Source organism: Aquibium oceanicum (assembly GCF_001889605.1).
In the GTDB taxonomy this organism is placed as follows: domain Bacteria; phylum Pseudomonadota; class Alphaproteobacteria; order Rhizobiales; family Rhizobiaceae; genus Aquibium; species Aquibium oceanicum.
The window spans coordinates 4033018-4051994 of the sequence record NZ_CP018171.1; the positions used below are offsets into that span (position 1 = coordinate 4033018).

An 18977-nucleotide genomic window follows, 5' to 3' on the forward strand; every position below is an offset into this window, starting at 1 on the left:
CCGGGACCGCCACGGATCACGTCCGGACGGAACCGCACGACACCAGGGAGACAGACATGGACGCAAGAACTGAAGAAGGCGCGGGCAAGTGCCCGTTCACCGGCGGCGGCAGTCGCGGACACAGGAACCGCGACTGGTGGCCCGAACAGCTCGACATCGAGATGCTCCACCGCAACTCCAGCCTGTCCGATCCGATGGGCGAGGCGTTCGACTATGCCGAGGAGTTCAAGACCCTCGATCTGAATGCCGTGATCGAGGATCTGCGCAAGGTCATGACCGATTCGCAGGACTGGTGGCCGGCCGACTTCGGGCACTATGGCGGTCTTTTCATTCGCATGGCCTGGCATAGCGCAGGCACCTACCGCATCACCGACGGCCGCGGCGGCGCGGGAGCGGGCCAGCAGCGCTTCGCGCCGCTCAATTCCTGGCCCGACAACGCCAATCTCGACAAGGCGCGCCGGCTCATCTGGCCGATCAAGCAGAAGTACGGCCGCAAGCTCTCCTGGGCCGACCTGATGGTGCTTACCGGCAACGTCGCGCTGGAGACGATGGGCTTCAAGACCTTCGGCTTCGCCGGAGGACGCGCCGACGTGTGGGAGCCGGAAGAACTCTACTGGGGGCCGGAAGGCACCTGGCTCGGCGATTCGCGCTACAGCGGCGAGCGTCAGTTGAACGACCCGCTCGCGGCGGTGCAGATGGGCCTGATCTACGTGAACCCCGAAGGCCCTAACGGCAAGCCCGACCCCGTCGCGGCGGCGAAGGACATCCGGATGACCTTCTACCGCATGGCGATGAACGACGAGGAGACCGTCGCGCTGATCGCCGGCGGCCACACGCTCGGAAAGACGCATGGCGCGGGCGATCCATCCCTGGTCGGAGCCGATCCGGAAGGCTCGGCGATCGAGGACCAGGGGCTCGGCTGGAAGAGCGGCCACGGCACCGGCTTCGGTGCCGACACCATCACCGGCGGCCCGGAAGTCACCTGGTCGCAGACGCCGACGCAGTGGAGCAACCACTTCTTCGACAACCTGTTCAGGTTCGCGTGGGAACTGACCAAGAGCCCCGCCGGCGCCTACCAGTGGGTGGCGAAGGACGCGCCCGAGGACGTGCCCGACGCGCATGATCCGTCGAAGAAGCGCCGCCCGACCATGCTGACGACCGACCTGTCGCTGCGCTTCGACCCGGAATACGAGAAGATCTCGCGCCGGTTCTACGAAAACCCCGACCAGTTCGCCGACGCCTTCGCCCGCGCCTGGTTCAAGCTGACGCACCGCGACATGGGACCCAAGGTGCGCTATCTCGGCCCGCTCGTCCCGCAGGAGACGCTGATCTGGCAGGATCCGATCCCCGACGTCGACCACGAACTGGTCGGCGACCAGGACGTCGCCGACCTGAAGGCGAAGGTCCTGGCATCTGGTCTTTCGGTGTCGGAACTCGTCTCGACGGCTTGGGCATCGGCCTCGACCTTCCGCCGCTCCGACAAGCGCGGCGGCGCCAATGGCGCGCGCATCCGCCTCGCACCGCAGAGGGACTGGGAGGTCAACGATCCGGTCCAGTTGTCCATGGTGCTGGAGAAGCTCGAATCGATCCAGACGGAGTACAACGCCGCCCAGACCGGCGGGAAGAAGGTATCGCTCGCCGATCTCATCGTTCTCGCGGGCTGCGCGGCTGTCGAGAAGGCCGCCCGGGATGCCGGCGTCGACGTGACGGTTCCCTTCACGCCGGGCCGCATGGACGCCTCGCAGGAAGAGACCGACATCGACTCCTTCCGGGCGCTCGAGCCCCGCACGGACGCCTTCCGCAATTACCTCAGCGGCAAGCAGTTCATGCAGCCGGAGGAGGCCATGGTCGACCGGGCCCAGCTGCTGACGCTGACCGGCCCCGAGATGACGGTCCTGCTCGGCGGCCTGCGCGTGCTCGGCGCCAACGCCGGCGGATCCGACCACGGCGTGTTCACCCGCGAGGTCGGAAAGCTCACGAACGACTTCTTCGTGAACCTGCTCACCATGGATACCGAATGGAAGGCGCTCGCCGATGGGACCTATGAGGGCCACGACCGCAGGACCAATGAGGTGAAGTGGCGCGCGACCCGCGTCGACCTGATCTTCGGTTCCCACTCGCAGCTGCGCGCCTTCGCAGAGGTCTACGCCTGCGCCGACTCGCGGGAGAAGTTCGTGAAGGACTTCGTGGCGGCCTGGAACAAGGTGATGAACGCCGATCGCTTCGACTTGGTCTACGAGAAGAAGGCCGCCTAGCAGAGCCTTTCTTCACTGACCGGACGGGCGCGGAGCGATCCGCGCCCGTTCTTTTTTCGCCGGAGCGACTGCCCGATAGCTTGTTTCTGGCGATGCCCCGGTCTACCAGTCCGCCGCTCGGGTAGCCGATCACGGGGAAACCGCAATGCGACTTGGCGGACGGCTGGCCGCGGCCATCGAAGTTCTGGAAGACATTCGGGCAAGGCATCGCCCCGCGGCCGACGCGCTGCGGGACTGGGGCCTTTCGCACCGCTTCGCAGGCGCCGGCGACCGGGCCGCGATCGGCAACATCGTCTACGATGCGCTGCGGCGGAAACGCTCGGCGGGATACCTTTTCGGTTCGGACGAGCCGCGCGCGGCCGCGTTCGGGGCGCTTTTCCTCGAATGGGGCGAGACGCCGGAGACAGTCAAAGCGGCGCTGACCGGTGATCGCTTCGCCCCTCCCCTCCTTTCCGACGACGAAATCGGAGCCTTGGGTGCCAACCGCCTGGAAGAGGCGCCCGAGGCCGTTCGCGCCGACGTGCCCGACTGGTGCGCTCCGTTCCTGGAGGCACGGTTCGGAGCCGGTTGGGTCGCGGAAGGAATGGCGCTTTCGGCCCGCCCGCCGCTCGATCTGCGCGTGAACACGCTGAAGGCCGACAGGGACAAGGTGCTGCGCGAACTCTCGGGCATGAATGCGGAGCCCACCGCGATGTCGCCCCATGGCATCCGCATTCCGCCGATCAAAGGCAGCGGCCGGCATCCCAACGTCCAGGCCGAGCCGGCTTTCCGTAAGGGTTGGCTGGAGGTGCAGGACGAAGGCTCCCAGATCGCCGCCGCCCTCGCGGGAGCCGAATCGGGCCTGCAGGTGCTCGACTATTGCGCCGGCGCCGGCGGCAAGACGCTGGCCCTTTCCGCCGCGATGGAAAACCGCGGCCAGGTTTTTGCGCACGATTCCGAAAAGCAGCGTCTCTCTCCGATCTTCGACCGGCTGCGTCGCGCGGACGTTCGCAACGTTCAGGTCGTCCCGCGCCCGGAAGAACTCGCACCGCTCGAGAAAAGGATGGATCTGGTCCTCGTCGATGCACCCTGCACCGGATCAGGCACGTGGCGGCGGCGTCCCGACGCCAAATGGCGCCTTACCGACCGCCAGCTGGAAGTCCGCATGGCCGAGCAGGAGAAGATCCTGGCCGAAGCGAGCCGGTTCGTGCGTCCGGGTGGCCGTCTGGCCTACGTGACCTGTTCCATTTTCCCGCAGGAGAACGTCGAGCGGATCGATGCATTCCTCGCGGCGAACCCGGGTTTCAACCCGGTCGACCACGCGCAGCTCTTCGAAAGCCGTTTCGAGGGGAAGAGCGGATCGGCGCGGATCGATCCCGCGAAGGGCATCTCCCTGACGCCTGCTTACAGCGGGACCGACGGGTTCTATGTTGCCGTCCTGTCGCGCGCGGCGTGAGGCTTCCTGAGGCACCTCGATGGAACAGTTGTTCGAGCAGTTTTCCGATCCCAGCAAGTTCGTCGGCCACATAAACTACATCCTCGTCATCCTGTCGGTCTCGATGAGCAGCATGCGATGGCTGCGCATATTCGCCATCGCCAGCGGCATCACCGGCGTCCTCTATTACGGCTTCATGGTCTCCGACCTGATCAGCGCCACGTGGGAGTTCATCTTCACCACCGTCAACGCGATCCAGCTCGCGATCGTGCTGCTTGCCGGGCGCCGGCGGCGCCATTCCGACGACGAGCGGCTCTTCATCGAGACGGTCATGCCGACGCTCGAAGGTAATCTGCGTGCCCGCATGCTCAAGCTCGCGCGCTGGGAGACGAAAGAGCCAGGCGAAGTGCTGATCGCCGAGGGTGAGGCCGCGCCGCTTCTCGTCTTCATCGCACGCGGCGCGGCGAGCGTGGAGAAGAACGGCAAGATCGTCGGCGTTTGCGGCCCGGGCGACTTCCTCGGCGAGATGAGTTTCCTCTCCGGCAAGCCGGCTTCGGCGACGGTCCGCGTCTCGAACGAGATCCGCTGTTGCGTCTACGAACCGGCAGTCCTGCGAGCCCTCCTGCAGCGCAATCCCCAGATCAAGCAGGCGCTGGAGTTCAGCTTCAACCGTAATCTGGTCGGCAAGCTCGATCGTATGAACGAAAGCAAGCACGCGACGGTTTGAGCGGCCGTTCTATACGGCGGCTCGCCGCCGCGAAGGAGAAGACCGATGCAGAATACGCGGACGACCGCGCTCATCTTCTTCCTGGCCCTCGTGTTGGCCGGCGGCCTGACGATCGGCTATCTCAACACGCCGGGCGAATGGTATGCTGGCCTCGCCAAGCCGCCCTTCAATCCACCCAGTTGGCTGTTCGGGCCGGCCTGGACGGTTCTCTACGTCCTGATCGGCATCGCGGGAGCGCGCATCTGGAGCCGCGTTCCGAGGAGTTCGGCCATGGCCGCATGGTGGACGCAGCTCGCACTGAACTTCCTCTGGTCTCCCGTCTTCTTCACGATGCATGCCGTCGGAATGGCCTTCATCGTTATCCTTGGGATGCTGGCTGCGATCGTATTCTTCATCGTCCTTGCATGGCGCGTCGATCGCGTCTCCGCCTTCCTGTTCCTGCCATATCTGTGCTGGGTGTCGTTCGCGGGTCTCCTTAACGGCTCGATACTCTGGCTCAACTGATCCTTTCGCACTGCAACATTCGCGGATTGCCTATCCGCGTCCGCTTTGCGATAACGCCGATAGCAGGGGGAACTCCGCCATGGCCGCAATGCTGGTATCCGACATCGACTTCGAGGAGCGCGTGCGCGCCAGCTTCGCACGCCAGAAGGTGATGGCCACGATCGGCGCCGAACTCACGCAGGTGACGCCCGGCATGATCGAGATCGAGATGCCGTTTTCGGAAGAACTGACGCAGCAGCACGGTTTCCTTCATGCCGGGGTGATTTCGACCGCGCTGGATTCGGCCTGCGGATATGCCGCCTATTCGCTGATGCCCGCGGATGCCGCGGTGCTGACCATCGAGTTCAAGCTGAACCTTCTCGCCCCCGGTCGTGGCGAACGTTTCCTGTTCAGGGGTTCGGTCACCAAGCCCGGTCGCACCATCATTGTCGCCGACGGTCAGGCCTATGCGTTCGGCGGCAACGGCGAGGCGAAACTCGTGGCGACGATGACCGGGTCCATGATGGTCGTCCAGGGGCGCGAAGGCATGGAAGGATGAGCGACGCGCCGCCGTCCGTCAGCCGGATGGGCGGCAAGGCCGTCTTGTTCGTCATGGCCGCCGAACCCGAATACGGCCCGCATCTCAAGGCACGGTTCGCGCCGCTGATGACCGGCGTTGGTCCCGTGGAGGCCGCCGTCGAAATGACCGCGGCGCTCTCGACCTTACTCCGCGCCGGCTCGCCGCCCGATCTCGTCGTGTCGCTCGGTTCCGCGGGCAGCCGGGTTCTCGAGCAGGCGGAAATCCATCAGGCGGTATCGGTCTCCTATCGGGACATGGATGCCTCGGCCCTGGGATTCGAGAAAGGAGCGACGCCCTTTCTGAACCTGCCGGCGATCGTCCCCCTCCCCTTGCGCATTCCCGGCATCCGCGAAGCGACGCTCTCGACCGGAGCCAACGTCGTCTCCGGCCCCGCCTATGATGCGATCCAGGCCGACATGGTCGACATGGAGACATTCGCCGTGCTGCGCGCCTGCCAAAAGTTCGACGTTCCGCTGATCGCGCTTCGCGGCATCTCCGACGGAGCCGCCGAACTGCGCCACGTCGGCGACTGGACCGAATACCTGCACGTGATCGACGAGAATATGGCCCAGGCGGTCGACCGGCTCGAGGCGGCGCTCGCCGAAGGCCGCATCCTCTGACGCGAGCGGCGGTTGCCGGTCAGGTCGTCGTGAGCCCCGACAGCCAGCTGAAGTGGACCTTGTAACCCTCGCCGGTGAGCAGGCTCACCGTCTCGTAAAGCGGCAGGCCCACCACGTTCGTGTAGGAGCCGACGAGCTTGACTACGAAGGTTCCGGCGAGCCCCTGCACGGCATAGCCGCCGGCCTTGCCGCGCCATTCGCCCGAGGCGAGATAGCTTTCCAGCTCCTCGCGAGACAGGCGCTTGAAACGAACGCGCGTTTCCACCAGCTTCTGGCGCGCCTTTCCGCCCGGCGTGATCAGGCAAAGGCCAGTATAGACCCGGTGGGAGCGGCCTGACAGCAGCCGCAGGCAATTGGACGCCTCGTCGAGCAGGTCCGCCTTCGGCAGGATGCGCCGCCCGACGGCGACGACGGTATCGGCGGCGAGGATGTAGGCATCCCCCTCCCAGCCGGCTTCCTTCGAAAGCGAGGCCAGCGCCTTCTCCGCCTTCTCCTTCGACAGCCGCTTGGCAAGCGAGCGCGGATGCTCCGCCTTCTGCGGCGTCTCATCGATGTCGGCGGGAAAGACCCGGTACGGCTCGATACCCGCCTGCTGCAGGAGTTCGATCCGGCGGGGAGAGCCCGAGGCGAGCACCAGCTTCTGGAAAATGCTCATCGAAATCCTGTGGCGCGGAGGTCGCCTGCCAAACCCGGGGGCTTACTTGAAGCGGTAGGTGATGCGGCCCTTGGTGAGGTCGTACGGGGTCATCTCGACCAGGACCTTGTCGCCGGTCAGGACACGGATGCGGTTCTTGCGCATGCGCCCCGCGGTGTGCGCGATGATCTCGTGTTCGTTTTCCAGCTTGACGCGAAACATCGCGTTGGGCAGCAATTCCGTGACGGTGCCCGGAAATTCGAGGACTTCTTCCTTCGGCATTCGATACCTTTTTTTGAATGATTTTTCCGGCGCGCATCAGGCGGGGGGCCGGATTTTGCGCGGAACCTATATGATTATGTTGCGATTGTGAACACTGCTTGTTCAGGTCCCGCCCGCGTCGCTTTCCAGACCGAAACGGGACCTGATCCGCTTCTCCAGCCGCTCCTTGAGGGCGCGATATGCCGACATGATCTGATCGCGCGTCCCCGTCGCGGTGGACGGGTCGGGCATCGGCCAGTACTCGACCTCCGCCGAAACCGAGCGCGTCAGATCAAGCGCTGCGTGATGGGCTTCCGGTGCGAGCGTCACGATCAGGTCGAAATAGCCGTCCTCAAGGTCGTCCATCGTTCGCGGACGGCGGTCGCCGATGCCGAGCCCGTCCTCCGCGAGTACGGCATCGACAAACGGATCGCGTTCGCCGGCTCGCACGCCCGCCGAGGCAACGAAAATCCCGGTCGGCAGCACGTGCCGCGCCAGTGCCTCCGCCATCGGCGAGCGTATCGCATTCATCCCGCAGACGAAAAGCACGGATTTTGGCGGCTTGCCGGAAGGCGTCCCCGGCGGACTGAATGAGGAAGGCGCGACGCCGGCCAAGGCTCACCCGCGCCAGTGCAGCACGCAGACCAGCGTGAAGAGCCGCCGCGCCGTGTCGAAATCGACCTCGATCTTACCGGCGAGCCTGTCCATCAGCGTCTGCGAGCCTTCGTTGTGCAGGCCGCGCCGGCCCATGTCGATTGCCTCGATGTGGGACGGCGTGGAGGAGCGGATCGCGTCGTAGTAGCTCTCGCAGATCATGAAGTAGTCCTTCACGATGCGCCGGAACGGCGTCAGCGACAGGATGTGGGTCACCACCGGCGCGCCGTCCTCGCGGCTGATGGCAAAGACCAGCCGCGAATCGGCGAGCGAGAGCTTCAGCCTGTAGGGTCCGTCGCCCTCGTCGCCGACGGGACAAAAGCTGTTCTCCTCGATGAGGTCGAAGATGGCCACCGCCCGCTCGTGCTCGACGTCGGGCGTCGAGCGGCCGATCGTCTCGTCCAGCTCGACGTCGATCAGCTTGTGCTTCCGATCGCGGTCCTGGCTCACCCCGCGCCTCTTACATGTTCAGCCGGATCGACACGGACCGCGCATGCGCCGCGAGACCTTCCGCCTCCGCGAGCGCCACGGCCGCGGGAGCGAGCATGCGCAACTGGTCGGGCCCGAGCTTCAGGATCGAGGTCCGCTTGACGAAATCAAGCACCGAAAGCCCCGACGAGAAGCGCGCCGAGCGCGCCGTCGGCAACACGTGATTCGATCCGCCGACATAGTCGCCGATCACTTCCGGCGTGTGACGACCGATGAAGATGGCGCCGGCATTGCGGATGCGTCCGGCGAAATCCTCCGCCGCGTCGAAGGCGAGTTCGAGGTGTTCGGGCGCGATCCGGTCGGCTAGCGGAATGGCGGCTTCGAGGTTGGGCACGACGATCATCGCGCCGAAGTCGCGCCAACTCGCCGACGCGGTTTCCGCGCGCGGCAACGCCTTCAGCTGTCTTCCCACCGCCGCCTCGACGGCCGTAGCGAACCCGGCATCATTCGTGATGAGGATCGACTGAGCCGCCGTGTCGTGCTCGGCCTGCGCAAGCAGATCGGCGGCGATCCAGTCGGGATCGTTGTCGCCGTCGGCGATGACCAGAACCTCGGAAGGACCGGCTATCATGTCGATGCCGACGGTGCCGAAGACCTGCCGCTTGGCCGCCGCGACATAGGCGTTTCCCGGACCAACGATCTTCGCCACCGGGCGGATCGTCTGCGTGCCGTAAGCGAGTGCGGCGACCGCCTGCGCGCCGCCGATGCGGTAGATCTCCGACACGCCGGCGAGCCGGGCGGCCACCAGGACCAACGGGTTGAGGATGCCGTCGGGCGCCGGCACGACGATGACGATACGCTCGACGCCCGCGACCTTCGCCGGCACGGCGTTCATCAGCACCGAACTCGGATAGCTGGCTGTCCCGCCGGGAACGTAGAGCCCCACCGATTCGATCGCCGTCCAGCGAGAACCGAGTTCGACACCGATGGCGTCGCTGTAGCGATCGTCGACAGGCTTCTGGCGCGCGTGATGCGACGCGATCCGGTCACGCGCCAGCGTCAGCGCCTCGACGATACCGGGGTCGGCGCCCGCCACGGCGACCTCGATCTCCTCATGCGATATCGCAAGTTCGGCAGCCGAGAAGACGTTCCGGTCGAAGCGGTTGGTGTACTCCACCAGCGCCCGGTCGCCCTCGTCGCGCACGCGGGCGAGGATCGCGCGAACGGTCTGGTCCACATCCTCGGACACCTCGCGCTTGGAGGCGAGCAGCGCCGCAAAGCGGGCTTCGAAGTCCGGCGCCTCGTGATGGAGCGTCAGGGCCATCGGCGCTACACCCGGTGCGCCGGCCGGGAGGTTGCCTCCCAGGCTCCGCCCAGATCGGCAAGCCTCGCCTCGATGCACTCCACCTCGAGCCGGATGGTGGCATCTCCCGAAAACAGGATGTCGACGAAGCCGGCGGGGGCTTCTCCCGCAGTGAACTCGATTGCCAGGAGCGACAGCACCTCGTCCGGCTTGTTCCGGTCGATGCCGCTGGTCTTCGTCGCCATCACCCGGTCGAAATGCAGCACGCTGCGCCGCCGCTCGTCGTGCTTGCGGAACAGCCGCCTCGGCGCCTCCCAGACGAAGCGGTTCATCGCTAGCACGATACGCTTCTCGGCGGGGCGGTAGTCGATGTCCGCGACGCGCAGCACGGCGTCCTGCACGTGCGCGGAGACGATCCGGAGGTCTTCGTCGTCGAGGGCCAACAGTTTCAGCGGCGGCATTGGGCGGGCTCGGATCCGGTCGGTTTCGGCATCGGGCCTGTGTTAGGGGCTATCGTCGGACAGCGCAATGCAGCAAACATCCCGCGCCGGGCGGTGTTCCGTGGTTCAGCCCGAGATCCGCTCGATTGTGGCCCCGCAGCGCGAGAGCTTCTCTTCGAGCCGCTCGAAGCCCCGGTCGAGATGGTAGACCCGGTTCACCGTGGTCTCGCCGTCGGCCGCCAGCGCGGCGATGACGAGCGAGACCGATGCGCGAAGATCGGTCGCCATGACCGGAGCGCCCTTCAGCCTCGGCACGCCGTCGACGATCGCCGACTGGCCGGCAAGGCTGATCCGCGCGCCGAGCCGCGCCAGTTCCTGCACGTGCATGAAACGGTTCTCGAAGATGGTCTCGGTGATTTTCGACCGCCCGTTGGACATGGTCATCAGACCCATGAACTGCGCCTGGAGGTCGGTCGGAAAGCCGGGAAACGGCTCCGTCGTCACGTCGACCGGCGAAATCCCGGCACCGTTGCGCGCGATGCGGATGCCTTCGTTGGTCTGGGTTACCTCGGCGCCGGTCTGGGCGACGATGTCGAGCGCCTTCTCGAGGAGATCGACGCGGGCGCCCTCGAGCAGCACGTCGCCGCCGGTCATCGCCACGGCCATGGCATAAGTGCCCGTCTCGATCCGGTCAGGAATGATGCGATGCCGGGCGCCCGAAAGCGCGGTGACGCCGTCGATCGTGATCGTGGAACTGCCCGCGCCGGAAATCCGGGCGCCCATGGCGTTGAGGCAGTCGGCCAGGTTGACGATTTCCGGTTCGCGCGCGGCGTTCTCCAGCACCGTCTCGCCCTTGGCCAGCGCGGCCGCCATCATCAGCACGTGCGTGGCGCCGACAGACACTTTCGGGAAGGCATAGCGGTTGCCGACGAGGCCCTTCGGCGCCTTGGCGACGACGTAGCCGCTCTCGATCTCGATCTGCGCCCCGAGCGCCCGCAGCCCGTCAATGAAGAGGTCCACCGGCCGCGTTCCGATGGCGCAGCCGCCAGGCAGCGAGACCTTCGCCTCGCTCATGCGCGCCAGAAGCGGCCCGATGACCCAGAAGCTCGCCCGCATCTTGGAGACGAGTTCATAGGGTGCGACGGTATCGACGATGTTGCGCGCGGTGAAGTGGATCGTGCGGGAATAGCCCGCATCCTGGCGCTCGCGCCGGCCGTTTACCGAATAGTCGACGCCGTGATTGCCGAGAATGCGGATCAGCTGTTCGACGTCGGCCAGGTGCGGCACGTTCTCCAGCGTCAGCGTGTCGTCGGTCATGAGCGACGCGATCATCAGCGGCAGCGCCGCGTTCTTGGCGCCGGAAATCGGAATCGCGCCTTTCAGCTCGTTTCCGCCGACGATCCTGATCCGATCCATAAAAACCCTTTTTCGGCGGAGAAGCCGTTTGCAAGCGCGATGGTTGGCCGGCTCACCGCCGGAATCGGGAGGTCCTAGAGCAATGCCGTACCCGGTTCAAGTTCTGCAGGTCCCCGTCCCCATACTGTCCACCAAGGCGGCAGAAATCGGGCCGCTCATTCGGTATCGTCGCCCGCTCCCGTATCGATTCCCTGCCTCTGGTCCGCCTCGCCGGCCCGGCGCGCCCTCGCCTGCTGCTTGCGCCGTTGCAGGTTGGCGCGCAGCTGCTCGGCAACACGCGCCTTGCGGGCCGCCTCCGAGCGGCTTTCCTGCGCCGGTTTCCCTGTGTTTCCATCGTTCGCGGTCATGATGCTTCATCCCCGATCCGCTTCCCTTCCAACATGCCATACTTCGCTTGCGCTTCGAAGTCCGATATGTCAGAAGACCGCCGCATCCGAGCAAGCTGCGGTAGCTCAGTGGTAGAGCACTCCCTTGGTAAGGGAGAGGTCGAGAGTTCAATCCTCTCTCGCAGCACCATCGTTTCCTTGCGAACTAGACGGCTATGCGCCTCCTTGGGGCAGCGCCCGTCCATATGTACCGAGGTATGCTGGGATACCCGGCAGGATCGATCGGGAACTCAGTTCACAGCCATCGACCGAAACGATTCGCTCGGCAAGCCTCCTCGACGCGCACGACCTGCATCCGATCGAGAAAGCCCAGAGGCAGTTGCGAATGGTGTTTCCATTCATGGCTTGAGCATGCCTTTGGCGACCGAAGGCGCGGTGTCCACCGGTCACGCCACACTCACGCATCCGTGTTGAAGCCATCTTCCCGACTTGCCCGTTGACCCTGTGACCAGGGACGAAACAACTGCAAGGAAAAGGAAAATTCCAATGATGAAATATCTGACCGCCGCCGCGCTCATCGCCGTATCAGGCACCGCAATTGCCCAGAACTCGAACAACAATGGTGATGGAACCGCCGCGCCGAAGATCGACGCGACCAGCGCGATGATCGAAGGCAACAAGATCACAAACGTTTCGGCATCGATCGACCAGCCCGGTTACATCGTCATCCACAGTGACGGCGCCGGCGCGCCTCCCGCGTCGCTCGGACATCTTCGTCTCCAGCCCGGCATGACCGGCGACCTCAGCATCGAGGCGGACGGTCCGCTGGATCCCGCGACCAACCTGACGCTCATGCTGCACTACGAGACCAACGACAACGACACCTATGACTTCGGTCCGGGGATGACGGATGTCGACACGCCGGTTTCCGTCGGCGATGCGGTCATCAACGTACCGGTCAAGGCCGGCATGTAACCAACAAGCCGACGTGGGGCCGACGCTTAAGCGCCCGCCCCGACTCGGCGCCAAAGAAGAACAGCCCCACCGGCCATCGCCGGCGGGGCTGTATACGTTTGGAGACCTGATGCTGATCGGATCCGGGAGAGGCTGTCCGGTCAGAACTTGACCGACAGCTTCGCCGACAGGGCATGCCCCATGGTGTCGGAGGTGATGGTCCTGCTGAACGGAGAGCCCGCTCCGCCGGGCCCGATCGGGTCCGTGAAGGTCAGCTTGCTTTCGCCTCCGATCAGCGCGAAATAGTCGAGCCCCAAGGAAACCTTCTCGGTCACCGCGTAGTTGACGCCTGCACCCAGGCGGACTGCGGCGACCGTATCCGAGCCGCGGGTTGTTCCATCCGTGTTTGTCTGGACGACGAGGTCGTCCGTTCGTACGTGCACCGCCGCGATACCGGCGGAGAGATAGGGAACGAAGCCGCCGAACTGGTGGAAATCGTAGTAGCCGACCGCTGCCAGCGAGGTGGTGGAAACGGTTCCTGTCGCCCAGCCGTTCGGGACAGCCACATTGTCGAAACTGTAGGACGAAGCCTTGTTCTGGGCGTAGCCGAGTTCCAGTTCGCCGCGGATGTTCGGGGTGAAGATCATGCCGACGCCAGCCGAGAACATCGGGCCGGGATCGAACGATATCTCGCCCGAGAAGGGACCGTATCCGTTGGCACTGGCAGCGCTGGCACTCACGTCCAGATCGCCGGGAAGAGCGACGCCGACTTTGGCGGTCAGATAAAAGCCGCCATAGTCTGCCTTGCCGGATAATGTCTCCTGCGCGCCGGCGTGGTTCGAAAACGCGACAAAACCCGCGGCGAGGACCGCGACCAATGCTATGTCTTTCAAGAAGGTGTCCTTTGACGAGACGATGAGAACGGAAACACCATAGATTGCTAATTTATAGCGGGTAAGAGTGCGTTTTTCCGCCAATTCATCATTTCCGAATGTATTGCAAAACAGACACACCAGGGTGCTCAGCCCGGCGACCGTCCCGGCCCTCTAAATCCTGCTACCTTCGCCTCCGCCGACGAGAGAAGGGACCGTGTCGACGCCGATCGCTACCCGTCCCGAAAAAATCCGCAATTCGATCCTTCTACGCAATCGAGGACAACTGGATCGGGAGGGAACAAAAATTCTTCCGCTGCGTTTGTCCCGCGCCGCAACAACCCGATGGTGCGACGCAACAAAAGCCTCTAGACATAGGACATCCGGCTGAGGGTGCGAAATCGTGGTGATTGACAGGCGTGCGTTCATTGGCTCCGTCATTGCGGGAGCCGTCGCCGGAAAAGGATTGTTGAGCCCGGCTGCCGCGCAGCAGCAGGCGGAAGATACCGCCGCCGCGGAGTTCTCGTTCGACCAAGTCGTGGCAGAGGCGCAGCGGCTCGCATCGGCGGCCTACGAGCCGCCGCCGAACACCCTTCCGAGCTTCTACGAGGACCTGAGCTACGATCAGTATCGCAAGATCTGGTTCGATCCGAAGGCCGCGATCTGGTCGGCCGCGCCGACCGATTTCCGGCTCGACCTGTTTCATCCCGGGTTCCTCTACAAGCATCCAGTCTCGATATCGCTGGTCTCGGACGGCAAGGCGGTAGAGCTTCCCTTCTCGGCGGACCTGTTCGAATACGGGGACCCCGAGTTGCGGCCCCAGGACACAGAGGGAATGGGTTTCGCAGGGTTCAGGGCGCGCTATCCCATCAACTCTCCCGAGGCACATCAGGAATTCCTGGTGTTCCTCGGCGCGAGCTATTTCCGGGCGGTTGCCCGCAACCAGGTCTATGGCCTGTCCGCGCGCGGGCTCGCGATCGACACGGGTGAAATGAGCGGCGAGGAGTTCCCTGCTTTTCGTCGATTCTGGATCGAGCAGCCCGGCCCCGGCGACGACACTCTCGTCATCAATGCCCTGCTCGACAGCTACTCTGTCGCGGGCGCGTACCGGTTCGCGGTCACTCCCGGCGCCGAGACCACCACCGAAGTGACATCGGAGCTTTTCTTCCGGCGGGGTTCCATGAAGGTCGGCCTGGCGCCGCTGACGTCGATGTTCATGTTCGGCGGGATAAATCGCGGTGCATTCGACGACTATCGCCGTGCCGTCCACGACACCGAAGGTCTTCAGATGCTGACCGGCAATGGTGAGTGGATCTGGCGGCCGCTCGACAATCCCGCCCATCTACAGATTTCCGGCTTTGCGGACCTCCATCCGCGCGGGTTCGGGCTGATTCAGCGTTCGCGCGGCTACGAGGACTATCTCGATGCCGAGGCGAAGTACGACCGGCGCCCAAGCCTGTGGATCGAGCCGATCGGAGACTGGGGCCAAGGCTCCGTCGAACTCGTCGAGATCCCGACCGATACGGAATTCAACGACAACATCGTCGCGTACTGGCGACCTGCCGCCGAACCGACAGAAGGCGGGCGCTGGTCGTTCTCCTACCGGATGCGCTGGACCAGCGACGTGACGCCCGGACCGGAAGTTCTCTACGTCGCCTCGTCGCGGGCTGGAAAGAATCTCCGGCAGGACCGGCCGCTCTTCGTGCTTGATTTCGGATCGAGCGGGGAGGCTGCGATTTCCTCCGACGGGATGGAGCTCCAGGTTTCGGCATCAGCGGGCAAAGTCTTTAACCCCATTTTCCATGCCTCCCAGCCGACTGGATTGTTGCGCGTGTCCTTCGAACTTGATCCCGAGGGGGCGGAACTATCCGAACTACGGGCTCTTCTCACAAAGGCTGGCAAGCCGGCCAGCGAGACGTGGCTCTATCGATGGACCAGCAAATGACGATCTTCTCCGCCATTCCCGGCTATCCGGGGATGCCTCCCGAACAGGGGCTGCCTACACCGTCGCAGGACCTCAGCCGGGCGCCCGTGCGGCAGCCGGCAGCTACTTCTTACTCCGTGAACCTTGCGCGCTGCCTGGCTTTTGGCGGCGCCTTGGCTTTGGGGGCATTCGGCACGTACGAGATGATGCAGGTGGTTTCGGCCGGTGGAACGACGGTCCTGGAAGGCATCATCACCGCCCTTTTCGCGATCACCTTCACCTGGATCTCCTTCGCAGCGAGTTCGGCGATCACCGGCGTATTGGTGCGGCCCGACAGGCGGATGCCGACGGACAGGGAAGCGCCGAAACTTTCCGGTCGAACGGCGCTCGTCATGCCGGTCTACAACGAAAATCCCGCTGAAATCGCTGCCGCCCTCCGCGTCATGGGGCGCGGACTCGCCGAAGCCGGACGCAAGCGCAACTTCGAGATCGTCATCATTTCCGACACGTCCGATCCCGACGCCTGGGTCGCCGAGACGGCCGCGGTCGACCAGCTGCAGCGCGCGCTGGCGGGGCTCGTCCCTGTCTGGTACCGACGCCGGTGGGACAACGCCGGCAAGAAGGCCGGTAACGTCCGCGAGTTCATCGAGCGCTGGGGCGGCCGCTACGACCACTTCATCGTGCTCGACGCCGACAGCCTCATGGCCCCCTCGACCCTCATCGAACTCGCCGCCGCGATGGAAGAGGACCCGCAGCTCGGTATCCTCCAGACGGTTCCCACACTGGCAGGAGGGCGAACCCTGTTTCAGCGGATGCAGCAATTCGCAAACCGCATCTACGGCCCGGTCGTGGCCAACGGCCTGGCTGCCTGGCAGGGCGGCGACGGTAATTACTGGGGCCACAATGCCATCATCCGCACGAGCGCCTTCGCGCAGTGCTGCGGATTGCCGGACCTTCCCGGCCGACAGCCGTTCGGTGGGCAGATTCTGTCGCATGATTTCGTCGAAGCCGCACTCATGCGGCGCGCCGGCTGGAAGGTCGAGATCGCTACGGATCTTCCCGGCTCGTGGGAAGACAGCCCTCCCTCGCTGGTGGATACGGCGGTGCGCGACAGGCGCTGGGCTCAGGGCAACCTCCAGCACCTGCGCATCATCGGTGCAAAGGGGCTCGCTTGGCCGAGCCGCGTGCATTTCGCCGCCGGCATCATGAGCTATTGCGCCTCGCCGATCTGGCTCCTGCTGATCGTCGCCGGTTTTGCGCTCGCCTTGCAGGCGCATTTCGTCAAACCGGAGTATTTCCCCGATGGTCTGCAGCTCTTCCCGACCTGGCCGGTGCTCGATTCCGAGCGCATGATCCGTCTCTTCATCGTGACGATGGGGGTCCTCCTGCTGCCGAAGTTCATAGGGCTGACGCGGGCGCTGCTGTCGCCGCATCTTCGGCGCGATTGCGGCGGCGGACTGCGTCTCGTCGGGAGTGCCGTGGTCGAACTGGCCCTGTCGGCGCTTTATGCGCCCATCATGATGGTCATTCACAGCCGGCACGTCTTCGAAATCCTGGTCGGCCGTGATGCCGGTTGGGCGCCGCAGCGGCGCGGGCATGGCGGCATGACATGGGGTGATGCGGTACGCTGTCACTATGGCCATACCCTGATCGGCCTTGGAACCGCCGTCGTGGCATGGATCCTCTCACCCGGCATCCTCGCCTGGCTTGCGCCCACGCTGGCGGGCCTGGTGCTGTCGGCGCCCCTCTCCTATGCGAGCGGAAGTGAAGCCGCCGGGCGGGCACTGCGCCGTTTCCGGCTGCTGCTCACCCCTGAAGAACGTTCGCCCTCCCGTATCCTGCGGGAACATCGGGCGGCGATCATGGACCTGCGCCGCCCGGTGGAAGGGATAGTGGCGCTCGTCAGGATGGCTTCCGTGCGCGAAGCCCACCTGCGTTGGGCATTCGAGGCGCCGAGACGGCGTGGATATCCCGACAGCGCGCAGCTGACGGCGGCGCAGAAGCTCTCCGAAGCCGAAACCCTCGAAGAGGCGCTGTCCTGGCTGGACAAGCGCGAGCGCATGCACGTCATCAGCCAGCCGGCACTGATCGATCGCCTGATCGATCTCGACGTGGGGACGGTCCGTCGTCGTGAACAAGCCCCGCAGCCCCAGCCGAACCCGATCTCCTCGGCCGAGCGGCAACAGGACGAACGCGCTCTGGGCGGCCTCGTCGCGAGTCCCGCCTAGGTTTTAGCTCGCAGGTGATCGCCCAGCCTGAGGGCAAGCTGCACGATCGAATAGGTGGGATTGGCGTGTCCGCTCGTGGCGAACACGCTGCTTCCGCCGATGTATAGATTGTCGAAACCGTGAACCTTGCAGTCGGCATCGACCACGCCGGTCCGCGGGTTGTCGCTCATGCGGGTGGTACCCATGTGGTGATTGCCGCCCCAGACGTTGTCGACGCCCGGTGCCTCGCCGTTCGCCACCCAGTCCGCCAGCTTCATTCGGCCAATGTCGTAGGTGGCCATGGCTTCGGCAGCTTTCGTGGCCGCCGTCGTGAGCGTACGTACGTCCATCTTCGACAGCCGCCAGTCGAGCGCGATGCGGCGCCAGCCGAAACGGTCCCGCTCATCGATCAAGCGTACCCTGTTTGAGGGATCGAGCGACTGTTCGCAGGCGACGAAGACGTCGACGACGAGCCCGGGACATGGTGCGGAGGCTCCGGAGACCTGCGCTTCCAGCGCCGTCGCGAAATCAACAGCACAGGCGGGGGAAGGATCGAAAGCGCCGGTAAACTTGGGCGCATTCCATTGGTCGAAGTACCCGATCCGCAGCCCGAAATTGAGAATCTTCTGCGTACGCATTAGGTCGGGCGTCGGCGAATAGACCAGCATGGATGGCGGCGCGTCGCGCAGCAGCGCGCTTCCGACCGGCGCATGGGGATGCTCCAGGAAGTAGCGCCCGACGAGATCGTGTTCGTTGCCCAGTCCGGCCGCGATCTGCGTGTTCGCGTTCAGCAAGGCGCGCGGGTTTTCCAGCCCGCCGAGACAGAGCACGAAGGCACTGGCCCGAACCGTGAACGGTTCCTCGCGGCCGTAGGTCCGGAACACCGCCTCGGTGACACGCTTGCCGTTCTCGTCGATCCGCAGGTCGACAAGATTGGCGTTGAGATAAGTCTCGATGTTGGCCGAACTTTCGAGTTCGGCCTGGTACTTCTCGCCGAAGCGCGTCGTAGGGCGGCTGAACCGGAAGAGTTGTGGCCGCAGGTCGCCCTGCTCCGGAAGGACATCTGGAGCGGCGGTGACGGGCGGGAGGTTCAAGATGTCGTCGGCTTCGCCGGCATAAGGATCGAGATCTGCCTTCTCGATCGGCCAGCCGCTCAGGGGGTTGTGCGGACGCGGTTCGAAATCATCGGCCTCGAGCGCCCGCGTCCAGCCGCCCCAGTGGTTCGACGTTCCCCCGAAATAGCGCAGCCTGCAGCCGTCGAGCGGATAGTAGGGCTGGCCGGTGGTCGTTCCCTCATAGACCTCCTGCGAAGCCTGCTCGTACTCCAAACCGCCGCCTTCGAACAATCCGACCCGCTTGCCGGCCGCGCCGAGGCGCCGCGCCAGCGTTATGCCGGCGGGTCCGGCCCCCACGATACAGACGTCGAACGTCCGGTCCCGGAATGCGCCGGGCTCGATGGTTTCCGCGTCGCGGATCAT

At 64.9% G+C, this 18977-nt stretch carries 19 protein-coding genes and 1 tRNA gene; 10 read left to right on the forward strand and 10 right to left on the reverse strand.

Annotated features, from left to right (window positions below; translation table 11 throughout):
- Positions 1 to 56: 56 nt before the first annotated feature.
- The 6 genes from katG (at position 57) to BSQ44_RS19725 (ending at position 6079) form a co-directional block, all read left to right on the forward strand.
- Entirely contained in the window at positions 57 to 2255 is a 2199-nt protein-coding gene (katG, locus tag BSQ44_RS19700) for a catalase/peroxidase HPI (protein ID WP_072606819.1), read from the forward strand.
- A gap of 145 nt (positions 2256 to 2400) precedes the next feature.
- A complete protein-coding gene (locus BSQ44_RS19705) occupies positions 2401 to 3690 on the forward strand; it encodes an RsmB/NOP family class I SAM-dependent RNA methyltransferase (RefSeq protein ID WP_072606820.1) in 1290 nt (429 codons plus the stop codon).
- A gap of 19 nt (positions 3691 to 3709) precedes the next feature.
- Complete coding sequence (locus BSQ44_RS19710) at positions 3710 to 4396, forward strand: cyclic nucleotide-binding domain-containing protein (RefSeq protein ID WP_072606821.1); 687 nt, start codon at positions 3710 to 3712, stop codon at positions 4394 to 4396.
- Positions 4397 to 4441: 45 nt separating this feature from the next.
- Complete coding sequence (locus BSQ44_RS19715) at positions 4442 to 4900, forward strand: TspO/MBR family protein (protein ID WP_072606822.1); 459 nt, start codon at positions 4442 to 4444, stop codon at positions 4898 to 4900.
- A 79-nt stretch (positions 4901 to 4979) separates the two neighbouring features.
- A complete protein-coding gene (locus tag BSQ44_RS19720; RefSeq protein ID WP_072606823.1) occupies positions 4980 to 5438 on the forward strand; it encodes a PaaI family thioesterase in 459 nt (152 codons plus the stop codon).
- Entirely contained in the window at positions 5435 to 6079 is a 645-nt protein-coding gene (locus BSQ44_RS19725; RefSeq protein ID WP_072606824.1) for a 5'-methylthioadenosine/S-adenosylhomocysteine nucleosidase, read from the forward strand. Before BSQ44_RS19720 ends, BSQ44_RS19725 begins: the two co-directional genes overlap by 4 nt.
- A 19-nt stretch (positions 6080 to 6098) precedes the next feature.
- Here the strand turns inward: BSQ44_RS19725 and BSQ44_RS19730 are convergent, their stop codons facing one another.
- The 8 genes from BSQ44_RS19730 to BSQ44_RS19765 all read right to left on the reverse strand — a co-directional run bounded on the left by BSQ44_RS19730 (position 6099) and on the right by BSQ44_RS19765 (position 11563).
- On the reverse strand, positions 6099 to 6734 hold the full coding sequence (locus BSQ44_RS19730; RefSeq protein ID WP_072606825.1) for a Maf-like protein: 636 nt from the start codon (positions 6732 to 6734) through the stop codon (positions 6099 to 6101).
- Between the two features lie 42 nt (positions 6735 to 6776).
- Positions 6777 to 6995 carry a translation initiation factor IF-1 gene (infA, locus tag BSQ44_RS19735; protein ID WP_019172992.1) on the reverse strand — a complete coding sequence of 73 codons (219 nt, stop codon included), beginning with the start codon at positions 6993 to 6995 and terminating at the stop codon, positions 6777 to 6779.
- Positions 6996 to 7097: 102 nt separating this feature from the next.
- Complete coding sequence (locus BSQ44_RS19740; protein WP_114580003.1) at positions 7098 to 7505, reverse strand: arsenate-mycothiol transferase ArsC; 408 nt, start codon at positions 7503 to 7505, stop codon at positions 7098 to 7100.
- 87 nt (positions 7506 to 7592) lie between these two features.
- A complete protein-coding gene (locus BSQ44_RS19745) occupies positions 7593 to 8078 on the reverse strand; it encodes a UPF0262 family protein (protein ID WP_072606827.1) in 486 nt (161 codons plus the stop codon).
- 10 nt (positions 8079 to 8088) lie between these two features.
- Positions 8089 to 9381 carry a histidinol dehydrogenase gene (gene hisD, locus BSQ44_RS19750; protein ID WP_072606828.1) on the reverse strand — a complete coding sequence of 431 codons (1293 nt, stop codon included), beginning with the start codon at positions 9379 to 9381 and terminating at the stop codon, positions 8089 to 8091.
- Positions 9382 to 9386: 5 nt separating this feature from the next.
- Positions 9387 to 9821, reverse strand: a complete 435-nt coding sequence (locus tag BSQ44_RS19755; protein ID WP_072606829.1) for a DUF2948 family protein — start codon at positions 9819 to 9821, stop codon at positions 9387 to 9389.
- Positions 9822 to 9926: 105 nt separating this feature from the next.
- Complete coding sequence (murA, locus tag BSQ44_RS19760) at positions 9927 to 11216, reverse strand: UDP-N-acetylglucosamine 1-carboxyvinyltransferase (protein ID WP_072606830.1); 1290 nt, start codon at positions 11214 to 11216, stop codon at positions 9927 to 9929.
- 155 nt (positions 11217 to 11371) lie between these two features.
- Positions 11372 to 11563 (reverse strand): hypothetical protein, encoded by a 192-nt coding sequence (locus BSQ44_RS19765; protein WP_072606831.1) that lies wholly within the window; start codon positions 11561 to 11563, stop codon positions 11372 to 11374.
- A gap of 94 nt (positions 11564 to 11657) precedes the next feature.
- Between BSQ44_RS19765 and BSQ44_RS19770 the strand changes: the two genes are divergently transcribed.
- Positions 11658 to 11732, forward strand: a tRNA-Thr gene (locus BSQ44_RS19770).
- 356 nt (positions 11733 to 12088) lie between these two features.
- Entirely contained in the window at positions 12089 to 12517 is a 429-nt protein-coding gene (locus BSQ44_RS19775; protein WP_072606832.1) for a DUF7282 domain-containing protein, read from the forward strand.
- Positions 12518 to 12657: 140 nt separating this feature from the next.
- Here BSQ44_RS19775 and BSQ44_RS19780 read toward each other — a convergent pair whose 3' ends face one another.
- A complete protein-coding gene (locus tag BSQ44_RS19780; RefSeq protein ID WP_157894638.1) occupies positions 12658 to 13473 on the reverse strand; it encodes an outer membrane protein in 816 nt (271 codons plus the stop codon).
- 364 nt (positions 13474 to 13837) lie between these two features.
- On the opposite strand from BSQ44_RS19780, the gene BSQ44_RS19785 reads away from it, so the two are divergent.
- The gene (locus tag BSQ44_RS19785; RefSeq protein WP_157894639.1) at positions 13838 to 15313 is read left to right on the forward strand and encodes an OpgD/OpgG family glucan biosynthesis protein; all 1476 of its coding nucleotides are present in this window, start codon (positions 13838 to 13840) and stop codon (positions 15311 to 15313) included.
- On the forward strand, positions 15310 to 17520 hold the full coding sequence (mdoH, locus tag BSQ44_RS19790; RefSeq protein WP_235633271.1) for a glucans biosynthesis glucosyltransferase MdoH: 2211 nt from the start codon (positions 15310 to 15312) through the stop codon (positions 17518 to 17520). Before BSQ44_RS19785 ends, mdoH begins: the two co-directional genes overlap by 4 nt.
- On the opposite strand, the gene BSQ44_RS19795 is transcribed toward mdoH, so the two are convergent.
- Entirely contained in the window at positions 17517 to 18977 is a 1461-nt protein-coding gene (locus tag BSQ44_RS19795; protein WP_072606836.1) for a GMC oxidoreductase, read from the reverse strand. The genes mdoH and BSQ44_RS19795 overlap by 4 nt on opposite strands.

What these genes read in the sequence shown, in the direction of transcription:
- katG (WP_072606819.1), top strand. Translation starts at nt 57, where the DNA reads ATGGACGCAAGAACTGAAGAAGGCGCGGGCAAGTGCCCGTTCACCGGC.
- BSQ44_RS19705 (WP_072606820.1), top strand. Translation starts at nt 2,401, where the DNA reads ATGCGACTTGGCGGACGGCTGGCCGCGGCCATCGAAGTTCTGGAAGAC.
- BSQ44_RS19710 (WP_072606821.1), top strand. Translation starts at nt 3,710, where the DNA reads ATGGAACAGTTGTTCGAGCAGTTTTCCGATCCCAGCAAGTTCGTCGGC.
- BSQ44_RS19715 (WP_072606822.1), top strand. Translation starts at nt 4,442, where the DNA reads ATGCAGAATACGCGGACGACCGCGCTCATCTTCTTCCTGGCCCTCGTG.
- BSQ44_RS19720 (WP_072606823.1), top strand. Translation starts at nt 4,980, where the DNA reads ATGGCCGCAATGCTGGTATCCGACATCGACTTCGAGGAGCGCGTGCGC.
- BSQ44_RS19725 (WP_072606824.1), top strand. Translation starts at nt 5,435, where the DNA reads ATGAGCGACGCGCCGCCGTCCGTCAGCCGGATGGGCGGCAAGGCCGTC.
- BSQ44_RS19730 (WP_072606825.1), bottom strand. Translation starts at nt 6,734, where the DNA reads ATGAGCATTTTCCAGAAGCTGGTGCTCGCCTCGGGCTCTCCCCGCCGG.
- infA (WP_019172992.1), bottom strand. Translation starts at nt 6,995, where the DNA reads ATGCCGAAGGAAGAAGTCCTCGAATTTCCGGGCACCGTCACGGAATTG.
- BSQ44_RS19740 (WP_114580003.1), bottom strand. Translation starts at nt 7,505, where the DNA reads ATGAATGCGATACGCTCGCCGATGGCGGAGGCACTGGCGCGGCACGTG.
- hisD (WP_072606828.1), bottom strand. Translation starts at nt 9,381, where the DNA reads ATGGCCCTGACGCTCCATCACGAGGCGCCGGACTTCGAAGCCCGCTTT.
- BSQ44_RS19755 (WP_072606829.1), bottom strand. Translation starts at nt 9,821, where the DNA reads ATGCCGCCGCTGAAACTGTTGGCCCTCGACGACGAAGACCTCCGGATC.
- murA (WP_072606830.1), bottom strand. Translation starts at nt 11,216, where the DNA reads ATGGATCGGATCAGGATCGTCGGCGGAAACGAGCTGAAAGGCGCGATT.
- BSQ44_RS19765 (WP_072606831.1), bottom strand. Translation starts at nt 11,563, where the DNA reads ATGACCGCGAACGATGGAAACACAGGGAAACCGGCGCAGGAAAGCCGC.
- BSQ44_RS19775 (WP_072606832.1), top strand. Translation starts at nt 12,089, where the DNA reads ATGATGAAATATCTGACCGCCGCCGCGCTCATCGCCGTATCAGGCACC.
- mdoH (WP_235633271.1), top strand. Translation starts at nt 15,310, where the DNA reads ATGACGATCTTCTCCGCCATTCCCGGCTATCCGGGGATGCCTCCCGAA.
- BSQ44_RS19795 (WP_072606836.1), bottom strand. Translation starts at nt 18,977, where the DNA reads ATGATCCGCGACGCGGAAACCATCGAGCCCGGCGCATTCCGGGACCGG.